Source organism: Paenibacillus sp. J22FR5 (assembly GCF_059691975.1).
This window is the reverse complement of sequence record NZ_JCAUAN010000010.1, coordinates 160,218-179,956: the sequence shown is the minus strand read 5'-3', so window position 1 is coordinate 179,956 and position 19,739 is coordinate 160,218. Positions and strand designations below refer to the sequence as shown.

Annotated in this window: 18 protein-coding genes; 12 read left to right on the top strand and 6 right to left on the bottom strand. The window is 46.2% G+C overall.

Annotated elements, in window-relative coordinates; translation table 11 throughout:
• The first annotated feature begins 51 nt into the window (after nucleotides 1-51).
• From AC58P7_RS15880 to AC58P7_RS15865, 4 genes are all read left to right on the top strand, one after another.
• Nucleotides 52-663, top strand: a complete 612-nt coding sequence (locus tag AC58P7_RS15880; RefSeq protein WP_497344420.1) for a biotin transporter BioY — start codon at nucleotides 52-54, stop codon at nucleotides 661-663.
• Nucleotides 664-1,155: 492 nt separating this feature from the next.
• Nucleotides 1,156-1,569: a MarR family winged helix-turn-helix transcriptional regulator gene (locus AC58P7_RS15875; protein WP_497344418.1), complete on the top strand. Its 414-nt coding sequence runs from the start codon at nucleotides 1,156-1,158 to the stop codon at nucleotides 1,567-1,569.
• 119 nt (nucleotides 1,570-1,688) lie between these two features.
• Complete coding sequence (locus tag AC58P7_RS15870) at nucleotides 1,689-2,531, top strand: SDR family oxidoreductase (protein WP_497344416.1); 843 nt, start codon at nucleotides 1,689-1,691, stop codon at nucleotides 2,529-2,531.
• Between the two features lie 129 nt (nucleotides 2,532-2,660).
• Nucleotides 2,661-3,125 carry a sensor histidine kinase gene (locus AC58P7_RS15865; RefSeq protein ID WP_497344415.1) on the top strand — a complete coding sequence of 155 codons (465 nt, stop codon included), beginning with the start codon at nucleotides 2,661-2,663 and terminating at the stop codon, nucleotides 3,123-3,125.
• Nucleotides 3,126-3,169: 44 nt separating this feature from the next.
• Here the strand turns inward: AC58P7_RS15865 and AC58P7_RS15860 are convergent, their stop codons facing one another.
• Both AC58P7_RS15860 and AC58P7_RS15855 read right to left on the bottom strand, forming a co-directional pair.
• Entirely contained in the window at nucleotides 3,170-4,375 is a 1,206-nt protein-coding gene (locus tag AC58P7_RS15860) for a YhgE/Pip domain-containing protein (RefSeq protein WP_497344413.1), read from the bottom strand.
• A gap of 65 nt (nucleotides 4,376-4,440) precedes the next feature.
• The gene (locus tag AC58P7_RS15855) at nucleotides 4,441-5,064 is read right to left on the bottom strand and encodes a TetR/AcrR family transcriptional regulator (RefSeq protein WP_497344411.1); all 624 of its coding nucleotides are present in this window, start codon (nucleotides 5,062-5,064) and stop codon (nucleotides 4,441-4,443) included.
• A 218-nt stretch (nucleotides 5,065-5,282) separates the two neighbouring features.
• Here AC58P7_RS15855 and AC58P7_RS15850 point away from each other — a divergent pair, with 218 nt between their 5' ends.
• The 7 genes from AC58P7_RS15850 (at nucleotide 5,283) to lacZ (ending at nucleotide 15,435) form a co-directional block, all read left to right on the top strand.
• A complete protein-coding gene (locus AC58P7_RS15850) occupies nucleotides 5,283-5,477 on the top strand; it encodes a hypothetical protein (protein ID WP_497344409.1) in 195 nt (64 codons plus the stop codon).
• 111 nt (nucleotides 5,478-5,588) lie between these two features.
• Nucleotides 5,589-7,166 carry a response regulator transcription factor gene (locus tag AC58P7_RS15845; protein WP_497344407.1) on the top strand — a complete coding sequence of 526 codons (1,578 nt, stop codon included), beginning with the start codon at nucleotides 5,589-5,591 and terminating at the stop codon, nucleotides 7,164-7,166.
• Between the two features lie 3 nt (nucleotides 7,167-7,169).
• Nucleotides 7,170-8,945, top strand: coding sequence for a sensor histidine kinase (locus tag AC58P7_RS15840; RefSeq protein ID WP_497344405.1), 1,776 nt, complete (start codon nucleotides 7,170-7,172; stop codon nucleotides 8,943-8,945).
• Nucleotides 8,946-9,143: 198 nt separating this feature from the next.
• Nucleotides 9,144-10,460, top strand: a complete 1,317-nt coding sequence (locus tag AC58P7_RS15835) for an ABC transporter substrate-binding protein (protein WP_497344404.1) — start codon at nucleotides 9,144-9,146, stop codon at nucleotides 10,458-10,460.
• 217 nt (nucleotides 10,461-10,677) lie between these two features.
• Nucleotides 10,678-11,517 carry a carbohydrate ABC transporter permease gene (locus tag AC58P7_RS15830; protein ID WP_497344455.1) on the top strand — a complete coding sequence of 280 codons (840 nt, stop codon included), beginning with the start codon at nucleotides 10,678-10,680 and terminating at the stop codon, nucleotides 11,515-11,517.
• The gene (locus AC58P7_RS15825; protein WP_497344402.1) at nucleotides 11,510-12,334 is read left to right on the top strand and encodes a carbohydrate ABC transporter permease; all 825 of its coding nucleotides are present in this window, start codon (nucleotides 11,510-11,512) and stop codon (nucleotides 12,332-12,334) included. The genes AC58P7_RS15830 and AC58P7_RS15825 overlap by 8 nt, the downstream gene beginning before the upstream one ends.
• A gap of 71 nt (nucleotides 12,335-12,405) precedes the next feature.
• Nucleotides 12,406-15,435: a beta-galactosidase, LacZ type gene (gene lacZ / locus AC58P7_RS15820; RefSeq protein WP_497344400.1), complete on the top strand. Its 3,030-nt coding sequence runs from the start codon at nucleotides 12,406-12,408 to the stop codon at nucleotides 15,433-15,435.
• Nucleotides 15,436-15,486: 51 nt separating this feature from the next.
• Here the strand turns inward: lacZ and AC58P7_RS15815 are convergent, their stop codons facing one another.
• A complete protein-coding gene (locus AC58P7_RS15815; protein WP_497344398.1) occupies nucleotides 15,487-16,224 on the bottom strand; it encodes a ThuA domain-containing protein in 738 nt (245 codons plus the stop codon).
• A gap of 207 nt (nucleotides 16,225-16,431) precedes the next feature.
• Here AC58P7_RS15815 and AC58P7_RS15810 point away from each other — a divergent pair, with 207 nt between their 5' ends.
• Nucleotides 16,432-17,412 carry a helix-turn-helix domain-containing protein gene (locus AC58P7_RS15810; protein WP_497344396.1) on the top strand — a complete coding sequence of 327 codons (981 nt, stop codon included), beginning with the start codon at nucleotides 16,432-16,434 and terminating at the stop codon, nucleotides 17,410-17,412.
• A gap of 4 nt (nucleotides 17,413-17,416) precedes the next feature.
• Here AC58P7_RS15810 and AC58P7_RS15805 read toward each other — a convergent pair whose 3' ends face one another.
• From AC58P7_RS15805 to AC58P7_RS15795, 3 genes are all read right to left on the bottom strand, one after another.
• Entirely contained in the window at nucleotides 17,417-18,238 is an 822-nt protein-coding gene (locus AC58P7_RS15805; protein WP_497344453.1) for an SPL family radical SAM protein, read from the bottom strand.
• A 146-nt stretch (nucleotides 18,239-18,384) separates the two neighbouring features.
• Nucleotides 18,385-19,125, bottom strand: a complete 741-nt coding sequence (locus AC58P7_RS15800; protein ID WP_497344394.1) for a methylated-DNA--[protein]-cysteine S-methyltransferase — start codon at nucleotides 19,123-19,125, stop codon at nucleotides 18,385-18,387.
• Nucleotides 19,046-19,588 (bottom strand): bifunctional transcriptional activator/DNA repair enzyme AdaA, encoded by a 543-nt coding sequence (locus AC58P7_RS15795; protein WP_497344392.1) that lies wholly within the window; start codon nucleotides 19,586-19,588, stop codon nucleotides 19,046-19,048. The genes AC58P7_RS15800 and AC58P7_RS15795 overlap by 80 nt, the downstream gene beginning before the upstream one ends.
• Between the last annotated feature and the right edge of the window lie 151 nt (nucleotides 19,589-19,739).

The following is a 19,739-nucleotide window of genomic DNA, read 5'->3' as shown; positions in this document are numbered from 1 at the left end:
AATCAGGTTTACAATAAGCTAACAATAACAGATACAGGAGTGGTCAACAATATGAAACTTACGTTACGTGGTGTTATTTTCAGTGCCTTATTTGCTGCTATTCTCGTCTTATTCAGCTTTTTCAAAATATCGGTTGGCACAGAAGTCCCCATTACGCTTCAAACATTAGCCGTTATGCTAGCTGGAGGTTTACTAGGCGCACGCTATGGATTCCTAAGTATGGCCCTTGTCGTGGTACTTACCGCGATTGGGTTTCCACTCCTTCATGGCAATGGCGGTCTAGGCGTCGTTCTCGGACCTACTGGCGGATTCATCATGATCTGGCCGATATGTGCAATGCTCATTGGTCTTATTTTACCTCGTATTCGTCTGAAAGGCATCTTAGGCTATGTTGCTGCATTCCTAGTTCTTGAAATTTTCGGCTCCCTTTTTGCTTATTTAGCTGGCGTACCGTGGTTAATGTATAAGGTTCCTTCCTATACGTTTGCAAAAGCAATGGCCGCAGGGTGCTATCCATACCTTCCTGGAGATGCGATTAAAGCTGTCGTCGCTGCGCTCATCATTGCGCCAGTTCGCCAAGTATTCCCTCCGCAGCGTCTGACAGGCTCATCTTCACACAGCATCGTGCAAAATGAGAATTCGCAGGATGCCTTGATTAACTAACAAGTGAGCATCAATTCCTGTGTGATAAACAGCCTCACCTTGCACCGCCACCGTACCTCTTACTCGTCAAACGAAACTTGGAGCTGTCCCCAAAGTAGCTATATCTACTTGAGGACGGCTCTTTTTCTCGTCGATCAACTGGAAAAAGTCATCTATTTTTACGGAATTGTAATGTCTGGCTCCTCATTTTTATGCGATTGTTATGCGCGAACTTGTAAGCTTAGTCCTGTAGACAACAGCACAACAACCAAATCAAATCCACTTGAGGAGTGTTCTCGATGAAAAATAATAAAAAAATATTAGCCGCATTATTTTACCACTGTCAAATTTGTAATGAAAATGAAATCTAACCTTCATGTTGTTTTAATGTACAATGCCTATAATAAAGACCAACCCCCCTTTATAATATAAACTTTAGACCCACAGCCCGTTGCTGTGGGTCTCTTTTTTTGGCATACTAGTTGGGACTATGATAATAAAGGACGGCTCCCTATGACACCTGAACAAGAATGGCTGACGGCAAAATTTCGCGAGCTCAAGAATGTCATCTCCTCTTATTTAACGCAGGTGCTGCCTCATTTTCAGATTTCACCGATTATGATGTATGTCTTAGAGTACATGCGTAAGCATCCCGACTGTATCGCGGTGGATATGGCTAACGAATTCGGACTCACCCGCGGCGCGATTACACAGCTTCTGGATAAAATGGAGGCACAAGGGCTCGTTGTTCGTAAGCCCCACCCCACCTCTCGCCGAAGCCAACAGCTTCAAATGACAGACAAAGGGCATGAGCTCATAAATAACATTCTGGCTGCTTATAATACCAAAATCGAACAACTCTTTACTTCCTATTCCAAGGAAGAGCTTGCTGCACTACAACAGCTTTTGGTTAAAATGCCCCTCTAGAATCCCAACTAAGGTTGGGATTTTTTAATTTAGTCATTTTCAGTTGACGAATTAGTTCACAAAGTATATTGTTTAGTAGATAAACAGTTAAGGAGATAAACACATAGGGAGTGTTATATATGAATAAAATTATGGCCATAACTGGCGCATCCTCAGGTATCGGACTTGCGACTGCCTTAAAATTTGCCGAGATCGGCTGGACTGTCTACGCTGGTACGCGTAATGTCACACGTGATCAAGCGCAGTACGCGGGCGTCGCGAACCTTCATTTTATGGAAATGGAAGTTACCGATCCACAGTCCATGGAGAAAGCTTTTGAAATCATCGAGAATGAGCAGGGGCGTTTGGATGTGCTGTTCTGCAACGCAGGCTTTGGCTTCCTTCGGTCGCTAGGGCAAGCTACTTTCGAAGAGATTCAAGCTGTATTCGATACGAATGTGTACGGGGTGATGCATACGATTCGGGCAGGTCTTCCCCTGCTACGCAAATCAGACTCCGCTCATCTTATCGCAACAACGAGTGTTGGCGGGTTGGTTGGTCAACCTTTCAATGAAATTTACTGCGCAGCGAAATTCGCTGTTGAGGGGTTGCTCGAAAGCTTAGCTACTTACTACAAGCCTGCCTTCAATATCGATGTCACGCTGCTAGAGCCTGGGGCGATCGCGACGAATTTTAACAGCACCGTCATGAGCCATATCCAGCAAACCGGCGGCATCCTAGAGGATGATTACAAACCGATTCTTACGCAATATTTGGACACCTTCGCCAAACGCAATTCGATACCGCAAACCTCGGAATCAGTGGCAGACGTTGTCGTGAAACTCGTCACCGAAATGGAGCCTAAGCCGCTTCGTCTTCGCACGTCTGAGAAAGCGGAAGCTTTCGTCCAATACAAAGTAAGTCAGGATCCAACTGGACTTGATGGAATGCTGAATACGCGTAAGCTGCATTTGAACTTGTAAGTTGCACATTTGCAGCCTTCACAATCTTTAGATGGAAGAACGAACACCACCACAGAGGCATGCTCCTCTAGGGTGGTGTTTTTCGTTTAAACACATAATTCCCCACAATGTTGCGATAGGATGTCCATAATGAATTATTTTACAGCGAAAGAAAAGCCATTTCTTGCCTTTGAGATCAAAGCCGTCATCGAAGATGTCGTCGAACGACTTCGCTACAGGCGCCCTGAAATGAACTGGGAGCTGGATTTAGCTTCCCACACGCTCATCGGAGATCAGGAACAGTGGAAAATCGCCTTAGAAAACATGCTTGATAACCAGACTCGCTATGCCGAGAGCTGTATTCGAATCAGCGTCAGACCCGCTCCTCATTTTGAGATTCGGATGAATAATAATGGCCCGCTGCTAAATCAAGATATCGCAGAGAATCTTTTCGAGCCTTTTCGCACCGGCGGCAAGGGGCAATTCGGACTGGGCCTAGCCATCGTGAAACAAATTATGGATCATCACGGGATGAGCGTTCGTGCTATGAATGACAGCGCTGGCGTTACTTTTACCATTTTACCTGCCAATGATGCGGTTGGAAGCCCCGCTTAAATTGCTATCTGCCGTATCCATTTTCTTGCTGTATCTACAACAGGTTACAAAGCACGTGAAGCCTCTACCATAGCGGCCGGTTGCTCGTGCTTTTTCATGAGCGATAAGAAAATGATCACGATAGCCACGGCGCCAATTGCGCCTAATGTCCACATCGGACTGCTCAAATTCAAGTTCTGACGGAAGTAGAACAAGTCACGAAGTCCCTCCGCAGAGAAGCGAAGCGGCAGCCAATCATAGAGCCAGTCATGACTGAACGATGGCAATAGTTCTGGCGGTAGGGAAAGCACCGGTACGCCAAAGAAGAACACGAGCACGAACAGAGGCACACCTTTTAAACCAAGCCAGCTGACAACAGCCGTTTGCAGCAGGAAGAAGGCGAATCCGACGAAAGTGAGGAACAAGCCCATCTCCCAATAACTCGGGATGGATAATCCCAGCCATTTCCCTGCTACAAGTAGAATACTTACGGTAGATGCCGCGGTGATCACTATAGCACTGAGTAATTGGGACACCTGAATGCCGAATCGATGAAAACAGGAGCCTGTTTGGGTAGCTTTTCCCGCTGCTATGTAAAGGAGTAAGGTCGTCACCATGGCTCCAAACCAAGCCAGCTGTGTTAACACAACGGGCGCGTTACCATTCGCGCTGTTCGTGCCAACGGCATTTACGTTCTTGCTTGTAACGACGATCGGTGAAGCGAATGCTTTGGTTTGGTCAACGGTGAGTGTTCCGCCTTTTTGACTGACCTGCGCCAGTAGTTGCTCTCTCACCTGACCGTTAACGCCATTAAAGATCTGAGTCAGCACTCCGTTCGCCATGGTAGCCGCAGTGTTATTCATCCCTTGGTTCACGTAAAGCGTTAAGGATGAGGCCTGCGGCCCAGGAGACAACAAGCTTGCCAGCTTATGGCTGAAGTCTGCCGGTATGATAATCGCTGCATAGGCTTGCTCACGATCCATCGCGTCGACAGCTTCTTGTTCATTGGCCATTATCGTCCATTTGAGTGGAGACACGATGTCAGCCTGAGCGGGAGCAGCCGTTATTTTTTCTTGAATAAGCTTGCCGAAATTCATTTCCTGCCCTGTTGGGAGCTTCTCACCCCCATCCATTTGAACGAGGACTACCGGTAAATTCTTAGGAACTGGGTTCACAGAAGAACCTAGCTGAGCAACACCAAGTAAAAGAATAACAAGGAAAACGATAATAATAGCGAGATACGGATGTTTCTGTTTAAAAAAATGATTCATAGTAAGCCTCCATTTGATTAATTAAATTCACTCAACGTTGTGTGAACCAAATTGCTAAAAAAGAATCACTTTCTCCAAAGTGATACGGTGAAAGCGATCATTTGTTTCAAATAGCTATCGACATCGGTCTCAACCATATTAACCGCCGTGACCTGTCCCAGAACGGCCATCATCCCGACGGAAATAACTTGTTTGGCTGCCGAGCGGAAGTCCATTTCTCGGATTTCTCCTGCCTCAGCTCTTAGAACCAAAGCCTCGGATAATGCTTGGTGCCGCTGCATAATCAGCTCGGTCATAAAATTCTTATCCTCCGATAAGATGTTATCCGAATCGCGCAGCATAATCTTCATAAACTCCGGATCCCCAAGGAGTGTATTCACCAATCCCGAGATAATAAGATATAGGGCATCCTCTAACGGTTGACCGGGATAGATCCCATTAATTAACTGATCCATGAGCTCCATGCGGGCTTGCTGAGCCTCTCGAAAAATCGTCTCCAAGATCTCCTGCTTGCCACCAGGAAAATAGTGATACAACAAGCCATCCGTAATCCCGATATGCTTGTTCATCGCACGAATCGACGTCCCATGGTAGCCATGCTGAGCGAACAATTGCTTAGCGCCAAGTAAAATTTGCTCTCTACGCTCGGCAGCTTGATGATCGCGGCTTGTTTTCGGTACTCTTTTCATAAACAGATCTCACTTCCGTCATCTCATTCAACGATCGTGTAATGAATTATAGATCACTTTTTTTGTAAACGCAAGTGGCCGATGGTTAACCAACATGCGAAGAATGCCCCCCTTTTCAGAAAGCATTACCGATTCGTTTCTTATCAATAAGTATCGTCGATTTCATGGACATCGTGTATAATCCTCCTGTTATGAATTAATTAAATAATTAATCCATAATGTTGATATTCTATATAATCGAACGCGTTCATGCAGGCATTCTAAGGTTTGCAAGAGGATATGTCGAGTACAAAGTACCGAACTATCTGTTCAAAGATCAAATCGTTCAAGAAATTGAAATCTCGATGAAACTTGTTTCTGAAGCTCCTCACATCAATGAGAATTGGCCAGTGGACATTACGATTAAGCGCTGAAGAGTCCGATCGAGGACACGGAGGATTAACCTTGTACGGATGAATCAGATTGTTGAGATTGGCACATGAACAGCGGAAGGACAAAAAGATTTTCACTGCGGAGGTTAAGGAATGGCGCTTCTTTGTCGTGTACTTATAGTTGATGATGAAATTCTGGTTAGACAGGGCATCAAGCATTTGTTGAACTGGGAACATGAGGGGTTTGAGATCGTGGGAGAGGCCGCAAACGGCAAAGAAGCGCTGGAACAGATTGAGCGCTTGCAGCCGCATATTGTCATAACGGATATTGTGATGCCTGTCATGGATGGAGCAGAACTTACACGTATCGTAAAGACGCGATTCCCGGATATGGAAGTGGTCGTGTTAAGCAGTTTCGGCGAATTTGACTATGTGAGGTCTACCTTTCAAAGCGGGGTTGCCGATTATATATTAAAGCCTAAGCTTGAAGCCGGGGAGCTGCTGGACATATTGAAACGAACTGCGCGGCAGATTCCATCCTTGAAGCTGGTGGAGTCGAACACGGATGACAGCTTGTCTATCAAGCTTGTCCTCGATAAGCTTATTTCTGGCTATGAGGTTGAATCAGAGTCGGCAGTCATAACATCCGCTTTTCCTTACGACAGCTACCGCTTGCTGGGGGCTGATTTGAAGCAATTGCCAAGTAAGAGCAAGGAACAGCACGCCGCTTCGACATGGATGTCGAAAATTACCGCCGAGTTGGACAGCAGTCTTGACCATGCGGTTTATTTTCCCATCCCCACAGATCCAAGCTTGGTTGTTATGCTGGTCAACATGGACAAGAGCGAATGGGATCGTTTAACGTTTATCGTCAGGAAGCTTGCCGCATGGACAAGGGAGCAATTGCCGGAGATTGGCTGGACGATCGGTGAAGTGTTCAGCGATTTGAGTCAGCTACACATAAACTACAAGATGAGCTTCTTGAAAATAAACGCTTATCGCTTTTTTCTTCCCAGCTCAACCAATTTGATTATAGACGGGGAACTGCCTAAACATGCTGAAGAAGAAGCGAAATTCAATATGACTCGATTTACCGAACAAATGAATCGGCAGCAGTTCGATGAGGCCTTTCATGAGCTGTTGGCTTACGTGCACGCCGCGTCAAGCCATTATAAAACCGATGTGTTCGAATTCAAGTCTTTTTTGGGAAATCTCATTTTTAATATAACGATTTTACTTGGCCGTTTGGAAGCAGATATGAAGAGTCTGGAAGAAGCCAAATATGCTTATTTCAAATCGATTAGTGAAGCGGCCCATGTCAGCGAAGCAATCCAGTTGCTCGAGACATTTATAGAGGAAGCCAACAACGTTATAAGAACGAAGCGGCTCACTGGCAGCAATCCGAATATGGCCATGCTTCTTGATTATATTGAACAGCGTTATGCCGAGCCCTTGAGCTTAACGGAAATAGCCAAGCATTTTCACTTTAATCCGTCTTACTTGTCCAGCTATTTCGCATCTCATAACAAAGAAGGCTTTAGCGAATACTTGAACAAAATAAGGGTAGAAAAAGCAGCAGATCTTCTACAAAAAGATACGGCTTCCATCTCGGAAATTAGCGGAATGGTTGGTTACTCGGACCATAGTTATTTTACGAAAGTGTTCAAGAAATTAAGCGGCTTATCGCCCAGCCATTACAGAAAACACTATCTCAACAAGAAAAGGGACTAGGTAATGCGACATTTTTTGGACAAATTCAAGTATCACGGGCTCTTTATCAAAATGTTTATTGTTACAGTCGTCAGTATTATTTCTGTGTCGGTGCTCACATCGCTTGTTACGATTCAAATGTCTGAGCGGCTATTCATGAATACATTCAGCATTACGAACTTCAAAATCATTAGTCAGATTCAAGCGAATTTCGAGTCCTTTAATTATTCCATCGTTACAGCCTCAAGCAATGTGCTGCAAAGCGGCACTCTAAAAGGATTTCTGACGAATTCTGATGTGGACACGCTCTCAACGGTGCAAAGTCATTATGAGGCCAGCCAGCAGATGAAACGGATACAGTCCAATGTGGCTGCCTACCCCGTTACCATTACGATCACTGGAATGAATCAGAGAAGTCATTCGACAGATAGTTCTTATTGGCCGAGCTCCTTGAGTGAGTTGAGAAACAGTAAGCTAACCAAGAATACCCTTGAAGAGCCTAAGAGGCTTATCTATCAATTGGATAATGAGCGTGTAACTGACCTATCTTCGGAAGATCCGGTAATCGTCGCTTCTAAGGCCCTAATGGAGCGAACAAGCGGCTCCCCCTATGGGGTTCTTTATTTTGCCATACGAGAAAGCAACTTTAAGCGATTTTACTCGAATTTCACCAGCGAGGGCAATGACGTTGTTATATTAGATCGTTCAGGCCTCGTCATATCAAGCAATCGCCATGAGCTGATCGGCACAGAAGCACATGAATTACTTGACTATGCTGTAGAGATTGAACAAAAAAATCTGGATGTAAAAGATGTAAACGTCATGGGGAAAAATAGTCTGGTGCTGTCGGAGTATCTTCCCACTTATGATTTTCACCTTGTCAATCTCATTGATAAACAACAAGTGATCCGCCGGATGGTCGATGTCAAAAAAGTTGTGTTTATTTGCATGGCTATTGTGTTGGCTGCGCTTCTCCTTGTTTTTCTGATATCAAAACGATTGACAGAATCATTGACCCTGCTAGCGAGGCAGATGTCAGGCATCACGGAAAACAATTTCGATAATTATATTCAGGTTTCCGGGAGTTATGAAATCAAGGAGCTAGGCCACGCATACAACTATATGCTGGATGAGCTGAACGACTATATCAAGAGGTTGATTCAGACGCAGAAAGACCAACGCAATGCAGAGCTATCGGCTTTGCAAATGCAGATTAATCCGCATTTTCTATATAATACGCTAGCCTCCGTTAAAATTTTGGTTCAGCAAGGGAATAAGGAGAAGGCCGCCGCAACGATTAACTCGCTGATCTCACTCCTTCAGAATACGGTCAGCAACATCAGTGAAACGATTACAGTGGAGCAAGAACTGGTCAATTTAAAAAATTATGTATATATCAATCATGTGCGTTACGGGGAGCAGATTAAGGTTAATTATTTTGCTGCGGAGGATTGCATGACTTATCACGTTCCCAAGCTTATCATCCAGCCGTTTATCGAAAATGCGTTCTTCCATGCTTTTCATGAGAGAAGCGAAGGATACATCTACGTACTGGTGTCCCGCGAGGCAAACGCGCTGGTATGCGAGATCATTGACAATGGTATTGGCATGAAGGGCTTTGAGCAAGGGAATCATTCACAGAGCTTTAAGCAGACAAGCCATTTGTTCTCGGGCATTGGCATTCGCAATGTACATGAACGAATAACACTGCTTTACGGAGAGCCATACGGCGTTACCGTTGTGAGCAGCCCTAATGAGGGGACGCGGGTAAAAATAAAGATTCCTCTCCTCCAAATCTAAAAAAAATACCAATTAACAAATTTATTTCTAATTACATATCTTCGCTTGAAAAGGTAACAATAAAATGACGAATGAACACAAATATATTGCTAACGAGTCATTTTAACGAATTGTTATAATGTATACTGTTAGCCGGCAAACGCTTTCAACAGCTTTCAACAGTGAGTTTACAGTCATTCAATTAAAGGGGTGGAATTTGTGAAAAAAATTCTTGCTATCATGTTGGCCAGCTTCGTGCTGTTAACGGCATGCTCGAGCAAAGGGAACATTGTACCTAGCGCTAGTCCGACTGCCAGCGGAACTCCCGCTGCTGCAACAAACAAAGAAATTACCGTATGGGCATGGGACAAAGTATTTAATATTGGCGCCATGGAACGTGCTAAAGAAGCTTACACGGCCAAAAATCCCAATTCCGGTTTAAAAGTCAACATTGTGGAAAATGCACAAGCTGACATTATTTCTAAATTGAACGCTGGTTTAAACGCAGGCACAACAAAAAGCTTGCCAACAATCGTATTGATCGAGGATTATCGCGCACAAAGCTTCCTGCAAGCTTATCCGAATGCGTTCTATGATTTATCGAGTGTGATTAAAGCTTCTGATTTCGCTGATTATAAAATTGGACCTACAAGTGTAGGTGGCAAGCAATATGGCGTTCCATTCGATTCCGGCGTTGCTGGCTTGTACGTAAGAAGAGATTACTTGGAGCAAGCAGGCTATAAGGTTGAGGATTTGCAAGATATCGACTGGAAGAAGCTGATTGAAATTGGTAAAGCAGTGAAAGCCAAAACAGGCAAGCAGCTGCTCACGCAAGATCCGAATGATCTTGGGCTGATTCGCATGATGATTCAATCGGCAGGCTCATGGTATTTAAAAGAAGATGGAACGACGCCTAACTTGGCAGGTAATGCGGCCTTGAAGGAAGCGGCAGAAACCTATAAAGAAATAATGAAAGCGGACATTGTGAAGGTAACCTCTGATTGGAGTCAATTCGTTGCAGCCTTCAACAGCGGCGATGTAGCTTCCATTCCGACGGGGAACTGGATTACGGCTTCGGTTAAAAAAGAAGCGTCGCAGTCCGCCAAATGGGCTGTCGTACCATTTCCTAAACTGACAAACAACCCAAAATCCGTTCATGCATCAAACCTTGGCGGCAGTTCGTGGTACGTCATGAACGTCGATGGAAAAGAAGCTGCGGCAGATTTCTTGAAACAGACATTTGGATCTGACGTTGAATTGTATCAGAAGCTTGTTACGGAGATTGGTGCAATCGGTACGTTAAAAGCCGCGGCATCCGGACCAGCATATTCCCAAGCTGATGCGTTCTTCGGCGGTCAAAAAGTAATTGCTGATTTTGCCAAATGGACAGAGCAAATTCCAAAGGTCAACTATGGTATGCATACGTATGCGATTGAAGATATCCTCGTAGTCGAGATGCAAAATTATTTAAAAGGTAAAGATCTCGATAAAGTGTTGAGCGATGCTCAAACGCAAGCGGAAACACAAGTTAAATAAATGTAATCATACGGCAATCGAAATAAACGGCTACGCCGTCTAAATGCTTATATTTTAAATAAAACCTGGGGCTTCCCTACTCCTCATTCCAAAATTCGGCTGACAGGAGTTGGAGGAAGTCCCAAGGTTTTATTTTCGTAAAGAAAGGGGTTGCGCTAACGTGAAAGCTGCGAGGCATAGCGTAAATATTCGTAAAAGAGATAACGTGACCGGCTGGATGTTTATTATTCTAGCGGTCATTCTAATCGCGTCATTCTACTTCTATCCCATGATTCAAGCGCTTATCTTATCTTTCAAGACTGGTAAGGGAACGAATTTATCGTTCACTGGCTTCGATAACTACGTTCGTCTGTTTAAAGATAAAACGTTTCTGACCGCGGTCAAGAATACGTTTATTTATTTGATTATCCAAGTTCCCGTGATGATTGTCATGGCTATGTTTATTTCCGTGTTATTAAACGACAGTAAATTGAAGTTCAAAGGATTTTTCCGTACAGCGATTTTCTTGCCGGCTGTTACCTCCCTTGTTGCGTATTCCGTTATTTTCAAATATTTGTTTGCTTCAGACGGTTTGGTTAATCAACTACTGACCAAGATTCATCTTATTTCGGTTCCGATTCAATGGATCACGGATCCATATTGGGCGAAAGTGACGGTTATTATTGCAATCACATGGCGTTGGACAGGCTATAATATGATTTTCTACTTGTCAGCGCTTCAAAATATAGATCAATCGATTTACGAAGCTGCCAAAATTGATGGGGCTTCGTCAACGAGACAGTTTTTTGGCATAACGATGCCTCTACTCAAGCCCATCATTTTGTTTACTTCCATTACATCAACGATCGGCACGCTGCAGTTGTTTGATGAAGTTGTTAATATTACGAAGGGCGGACCAGGTAACGCGTCGATGTCTATTTCCCAGTATATTTACAATTTGTCCTTCAAATATTCATCAGATTTCGGTTATGCGGCAACCGTGTCGTATTCCATCGTGATTATGATTATTATATTGGCGTATATTCAGTTTAAAGTGGCAGGTGATAAAAATGGATAAATTGAAACGCCTCTTTATTTATATCTTTCTGAGTGTTGCCGCGTTTATTTCCATATTTCCTTTTCTATGGATGATTGTTAGCGCCACAAATAAGTCAGCTGATGTAACAAAGGGCAAATTGCTTCCCGGAAGCCAGCTTGTAGAAAATTTAAGTCATTTATTTAGTTCTGCGGATTTTGTACATGCTTTGCTGAATTCGATGAAAATTTCAATTTCAACAACTGTACTTGCCATGTTGATCGCCTCGTTAGCTGGGTACGGCTTTGAAATTTATAAAAGTAAGGCGAAGGACACTGTATTTACGATTCTACTACTGTCGATGATGATTCCTTTCGCGGCCATTATGGTTCCGTTGTTTCAAATGTTCGCCAGCATCTCAAGTGTTATTCCATTTATTGGGCTAGATACGCTCTCTGCTGTTGTGCTGCCGACGTTTACTACGGCATTTCTTATTTTCTTTTTTCGGCAAAGTACGAAGATGTTTCCAAAGGAGCTCCTTGAGGCGGGCCGAATTGATGGTTTGACCGAATTAGGTCTCTTCTTCCGTGTGTTCATGCCAACAATGAAGACCACATACGCTGCAGCCGGCATCATCACATTCATGTCGAGCTGGAACAACTATTTATGGCCGCTCATTGTCCTTCAATCACCGGATAAAAAAACAATCCCGATGCTGATTTCAAATATGGGATCCAGTTATTCACCTGATTATGGTATTATTATGACCGCCATCGTGATTTCGACGCTTCCTACAGCACTCGTCTTCTTCCTTATGCAGAAGCATTTTGTAGCAGGTATGACGGGATCAGTGAAATAAATACAGAAAGTCAGGTATTACGCGCAGCGCGTAACGCCTGGCTTTTAAATAACTTTACGGGGGAAAAACGAATGAAATTAATGAAACCAAGCCTAGGCTGGCTTACCGATGTGAGTGTATTTGCTGTAAACCGTTTGCCAGCGCACTCTGATCATCGTTATTACGAATCCGTCGAGGAAGCAGAGGAAACTGCGCCAATGGCGCTGCGTCACGATCTGAACGGCAGTTGGAAATTCAGCAATTCCGTGAGGCCATCTGATCGTCCTGAACAGTTTCACCAAAACGATTACGAGTGCAGTAGCTGGAGAGATATTGATGTGCCTGGGCACATTCAATTGCAGGGCTACGGAAAGCCCCAATATGTAAATACGATGTATCCATGGGATGGACATAACGATATTCGTCCGCCTGCGATTCCGGAGGATCATAATCCGGTTGGCAGCTATGTGAAGTACTTCAAGCTGCCGGACAATATGAGGGACAAGCCCGTCTACCTATCGTTTCAAGGCGTGGAGTCCGCTTTTTACTTGTGGTTGAACGGTGAATTCGTCGGCTACAGCGAAGATAGCTTTACGCCAGCGGAATTCGACCTGACTTCATTCCTGCAGGATGGCGAGAATAAGCTTGCTGTAGAAGTGTATCAAAGAAGCACAGGCAGCTGGTTGGAGGATCAAGATTTCTGGCGGTTCTCAGGTATTTTCCGCGACGTTTATTTATATACTGTCCCAAGCATTCACGTTCGTGACCTATTTGTTCATGCCGATCTTGATGCCACCTATTCGAGGGGCAGCCTTCGTGCAGATTTGAAAATGTCAGGCAAGCAGGCAGGCCGTATTTCTCTCGCATTGAAGGACGCTGCAGGGCATACAGTGGGGACAGCTACATCGGAATTACCGAGCAGCGATGCCGTATCGTTGTCTATAGACGTTGGCAAGGTAACTCCGTGGAGTGCTGAGAAGCCGTATTTGTACGTGCTGTACATCCGTGTATTCGATGAATCAGGCAAGCTTGTCGAGGTTATTCCGCAGAAGGTCGGTTTCCGCAAATTTGAAATGATAAATAAGGTTATGCATATTAACGGCAAACGGATCGTGTTCAAGGGTGTGAATCGACATGAGTTCAACAGCCGCAGAGGACGAGCGATTACCAAGGAAGATATGCTGTGGGATATCGCTACACTTAAGCGCAACAATCTGAATGCCGTTCGAACTTCGCATTACCCGAACCAGTCGTTATGGTACGAGCTGTGTGACATATATGGTGTCTACGTTATTGATGAGATGAATTTGGAAACACATGGATCCTGGCAGAAGATGGGCGCAGTTGAACCATCCTGGAACATCCCGGAGAATAAACCGGAATGGCAAGACATCGTCATGGATCGAGCAATTTCGATGGTTGAACGCGATAAGAACCATCCTTCTATCCTCATCTGGTCGGTGGGCAACGAAGCCTATGCGGGCGAAGTACTGCTAAACGTGTCGAACTACTTCCGCAAGACAGATCCTAGCCGACTTGTTCACTACGAAGGTGTATTTCATAATCGTAAGTATAACGATACGAGTGATATGGAGAGCCGTATGTATGCGAAGCCGGCAGAGATTGAGGCCTATTTAACCGATAACCCGCAGAAGCCTTACATAAGCTGCGAATACATGCACGCTATGGGTAATTCGGTAGGAGGCATGCATAAATATACGGAGCTGGAACAGAAATATGCCATGTATCAGGGCGGCTTCATTTGGGATTATATCGATCAGGTGATCGTCAAAAAAGATCGTTACGGCAAAGAGTTTCTTGCCTTTGGCGGAGATTTCGACGACCGTGCCACGGATTACAATTTCTGTACGAATGGTATCGTCTACGCTGACCGTACGCTGTCTCCGAAGATGCAAGAAGTGAAATTCTTATACCAGAACATCAAGCTTGTGCCAGATCGCAAAGGTGTGAAGGTAACGAACGAGAACCTCTTCGAAGGTACGGATGCTTATGATTTACTCGTCGTACTCCATCATGAAGGCAAGGAAATATTCCGAGACACAAGGCATATCGACGTTCCTGCACAAAGCGAGGCGTATGTGCCGGTTGAGCTGCCAACCGTTCAGGAGTCTGGCGAATATGTCGTACATGCATCCCTTCGTTTGAAGGAGAGCACGCTATGGGCAGAAGCCGCTTATGAGGTTTCGTTCGGGCAACACCTATTCCTGATTGAAGAACAGATTCCTGTTGTACAAGCTGCATCATTTAGAGTCGTAGAGGGTGATGTCAACATAGGGGTGCATGGGCGAGACTTTAGCATCATGTTCTCCAAGCAGGCGGGAAGCCTGATTTCACTGAACTATGCCGGCAGAGAGATGATCGCTATTCCGCCAGCGCCGTTATTCTGGCGTGCGACAACGGATAATGATAAAGGCTTCTCCCTAGGCTTTGATTCAGGCGCCTGGTTGGCAGCGAGCCTCACGCGCAAATGTATCGGAGTCGAACTGACAGAGCAAACAGGAAGCGCTACTGTAACGTTTCGCTATAAGCTTAATATCAGTGCTGATATTCTGGTCACTATTGCATACACGGTGTATAACGATGGCAGCTTGAACGTCAAGTCACGCTACGAGGGGGCAGCCGGGCTTCCGAACTTGCCGATTTTCGCGTTGTCGTTCAAGGTCCCAGCCGATTATTCCCATTTGGATTGGTATGCAATGGGTCCAGAGGAGAACTACATCGACCGTGCTTTCGGTGCAAGGCTTGGCGTGTTCAAGAATAACGCTGCTGATAATGTGTCAGGCTATGTTGTGCCGCAGGAATCAGGGAACCGCACAGGCGTCCGCCGCGTGAGCATCTCGAACGACGTTGGACACGGCATTCGAATCACTGCGCCTGCTGCGCAGCCAGTGGAATGCAACATTTCACCATTTACCGCATTTGAGTTGGAAAATGCCTACCATCATTACGAGCTGCCTAACGTTCATTATACGGTCGTTACGGTAGCGGGCAGACAGATGGGCGTCGGTGGTGATGACAGCTGGGGCGCACCAGTTCACGAGGAGTATCTGATCAAAGCTGATCAAGATCTGGTGTTTGAATTTAATATTCATCGACTTTAATAAAATAGAACAGAGGCTTGCTGTATCTAGCAGGCCTCTGTTCTTTGTGTATTAGGCTTTAACCTTGGCTTTAATCTCTTCCAAAGGCTTGTGATTCCCGTATTTCGGGTACTCGCGCGTGGATGGCGCTGCCCAATGAACCGCATTGCTAATCACGCGGCGGATTTGCTCATTGTAGTACGTACGGTATGTTTCGTGACCTGGACGGAAGTAGAAAATCTTCCCGTTCCCACGGTGGAACGTACAACCGCTGCGGAACACTTCCCCGCCTTCGAACCAGGAGACCATGATTAGCTCATCTGGTTGCGGGATATCAAAATGCTCGCCGTACATTTCCTCAGCTTCAAGGTCAATGTACTCGCCAATGCCTTCCACGATGGGATGACCTGGAGCAACGACCCATAGGCGTTCCTTCTCGTCGGCTTCGCGCCATTTGAGATCACAGGATGTACCCATAAGGCTTTTGAACACTTTAGAGAAGTGACCCGAATGCAGGACGATTAAGCCCATGCCTTGCCAAACACGCTTTTGAACGCGAGCTACGATTTCGTCTTGCACTTCATCATGCGCTTTGTGTCCCCACCAAATCAATACATCCGTATTATTCAAGACTTCTTCCGACAGACCATGTTCTGGATCGTCTAACGTTGCATAAGTGACTTGAACCGACTCGCTCAGGCCCTCACCAATGGCCGTGTGGATACCTTGCGGGTAGGCTTTGCTAACGATTTCACTTTCTTTTTCATGACGGAATTCGTTCCAAACGGTTACTTTTAATTGTTTACTCATCATTCCATGCCCTCCAAGATAACGTATTCATTCTTACTTCTGAGTATAGGTTTTCCCTAGCATCAAGGAAAGGCAGAATTGTGCCTACTTCTTATTCAATAGTGTCATCTGCTGCCTAGCAATGTTATACTTAAGGGGATTAAATCTTATAATCCTTAAACAATCGTCTATTCAAAAATGTCCAGTCCTAGTGAGGTATTCTTACCTATGAACCCTACTCTTAGTCCTACGAACTTAACAGAAATTAGAAATGAAGAAGTTGTGTACCAGAACCCGCTTCTTTTCTTAAAAATATGGGAAATCAAACATGACTCCCCCCAATTCGGCATAGTTGAGCCTTGGACATGGCATTGGCATAAACAGGTGGAATTCTTGGTGGTGACCCAAGGCCAGCTTGCCATCCAAACCAAGGATGCCTATACGATCATGGAGGCTGGAGATGTTATGCTGCTCGGCTCCTCACAGCCACATCGCACACATAAATACTCGGAAGCGCCCCTGCATCAAATCGTGTTTCAAATTGATCTTACGCAGCATTTTGACCTGAGTACACTCGCTTATTTGCATTTATTTTCGGAGCTGACACATTCGCTTGAGCCTTTTAATGCTCTTTTTCGTTCCAATGCAGAGGTTCGAGCAACCGCTTACCAGCTCATCCGGCAAATTTATGAGGAGTCACAATCTCGTCAGATTGGCTATGAACTAGCCATAGTTGCTGCCATTAAGCACCTCCTGCTTCTTCTGCTGCGCAATGATAAACGTGATCTCGCAGGACTAACCGAAGACTCCGGCATTTCTCGCTTGCGGCCTGCACTAGATTATATTGACGAGCATTTGACAGAGCGAATTACCGTCGAAGATGTGTGTCGCATTCTGAATCTGAGCTATCATTACTTTATTAAGTATTTTAAAAAAGTGATGGGACTATCCTTCATTGATTATGTGAATTACAAACGTATCAAAAAAGCCGAGCGCCTCCTGCTCACAGGGGATCTCAGCATTATGGAAATTAGCTATGAAGCTGGTATTCAAAACATGGCTCAGTTCTACAAGCTATTCAAGCGCTATAATCAATGCTCACCGAAGGAGTTTAAGCTGCGGTTGCGTGACAAGACGGAGCTGCTGGATGAGCAACAGCGCGCGCAGGAACCCGAGGAAGAAATGGTGCTACAAACAGAGCAAGCTTAGATCCTCAGGGGAGGAATCCCGCCTGAGAGACAAATACACGCTCCTGCGGAAAATGCCGCAGGAGCTGTTCGTGCACGCGCAAGTACGCATCCCGACTGTACCAGTCGGACAGCTCTAGCGCGTCATAGATCGCGCGCACGCCGATGCGTTCCGTGCGCCTGCCTCCACCACCATCGCCCATGAAATAGTCGTCGATGCACACCCGATCCACGATGCCAGAGAGCCGCTCGGCAAAGCCGTCCGAGCTTGGCAGCGCTGGCGCTATCGTGGCCTGCACCGGAATCCCGCGAGCGGCGAGCTCGCGGAGTGCTTCTAGCCGCGCCGCGATCGGTGGCGCGGACGGGGTGAACGCGCGGCGGATGTCCTCGCGATCCGTCTCCACCGTCATGCTGACTCGCACGCGCTCGCCGAGCAGCTGAAGCAGGTCCGCATCCCGTGTCACAAGCGGGCTGCGGGTTTGCACGAACAAGAAGTCCGGCTGCTGCACGGACATCACCTCGAGGAGCGCGCGGGTGATCCGCTCCTTGTATTCGATCGGCTGATACGGGTCCGTCGCCGAGGAGAAGAAGATCCTGACGGGCCCTTTGCTCTTCGCCCGAATCAGCTCCTTGGCGAGGAGCGCGGGCGCGTTCTCCTTCACGTCGACCCAGCTGCCCCAGGCTTCGCCGCTGCGGAACAAAGCCACCGGCATCTGCCGCACGTAGCAATAGGAGCAGGCGAAGGCGCAGCCCGTGTACGGATTTAACGTATGCGAGTAGCCCTCAAGGAAGCCGCTAGCTTTCGTCAGTAGCTGCTTCGATTCCTTTCGCTGCACATGGACTTTCATGGGTTGTTCCCTTCTTTGCTTCATTTTTTCCCCTCCCACATTCCCCACTGCTGCCCAACTTATCTCATCCCATCCCCGCACAATCCTCTGTTTTATCTACAACCGTTTTTCCAGTAGTGTCTCCTATTGCATCTGCTTCTCTCATCTTACTTCCCATTCCGCTCCAACCGCAGCAACTTCTCTTTGTTGGCAAGTCCGCCGCGGTAGCCGGTCAACGCACCATCCTTCCCTACCACCCGATGGCAAGGCACGACAATGAGCACTGGGTTTGCACCAATGGCTGTACCTACAGCTCTCACAGCACTCAATCTCCCTAGCGACTGGGCTACCTGTGAATAACTCACCGTTTCACCATGTGATATACCGTTCAGTCCTCTCCACACAGCTTGTTGAAAATCCGTTCCACGTAAATCGAGTTCAAGCGAAAACACCGACCGCGTCCCCAACAAATATTCGTCCAACTGCTTCACATAAGGCATGAGGGCTTCGTTATTTTTTATCAAGTTAGTCTGACGTCCGAGCTTCGATGCCCACTTGGTGAATAGCTGCCATGCTTCCTCTTCAACATCATCTCCCGAATCCCCCTCCTGAAACTGTAAGTAACACAAGCCCTCATCCGTCGCCGCCATCACAAAATTACACCCCTGCAGACGAACAACTCCCCAGTAGAGTATTTTTGTATCTTTCTTCTTGATCTCTGCAACCGTCTTTGTAGCCATTCCCTTCACCTCAACCCTTTCCATCTTGCGATTGCTATCTATCCCGCCGCTCCGCCTAGTTGCATCACCGAACACCTGTCGGTTATGGTTAGAGAACGTACTTTTGACGGAATTCCGTTGGCGTAAGCCCGGTTTTCTTCTGGAACAACGTCGCAAAATGGGCAGCATTCGCCATCCCCACCTGCGCTCCGATCACATTTACAGCCATGTCCGAGGTGATCAAAAGCTTTTTAGCCGCCTCCAACCTAACCTGTTGTATATACATAAGCGGCGTCACGCCTGCTATTCGTTTAAACGTCCTTTGCAGATGATACGTACTCGCGTAAAAATGCTCCGCAAGCGTCGCAAGCGACAGCGGCTCAGCGAAATGCTCTTCCATATATGCCTTCATGTGCGCCACCCATTCCTCATCGGGAAGCCTTACGCCGTCAGGCCGACACCTTTTACAAGGACGAAAGCTTTCGGCAATCGCCGCTTGGCTGTGATGAAAAATACGCACATGCTCCCGCTTCGGCAGCCTTGATTTGCAGGAAGGCCGGCAGAAAATGCCTGTCGTCGCCACCGCATAATAAAACGTGCCATCATACGCCGCATCATTCGCAACAATCGCTTGCCAAAACCGCTCCTGCATACCATTGCCCCTCTCTTCTGTGTCCCTTTTATAAGTTCAGTATACCCAAAGCGGCTAGCGCTTGTAAGCGCTGGAGGATGAGAAAGCAAGATTACAAAAGCCACTCTCGGCGATAATGACAGTACGACTTCGCTACCTATAAGGAGAATGA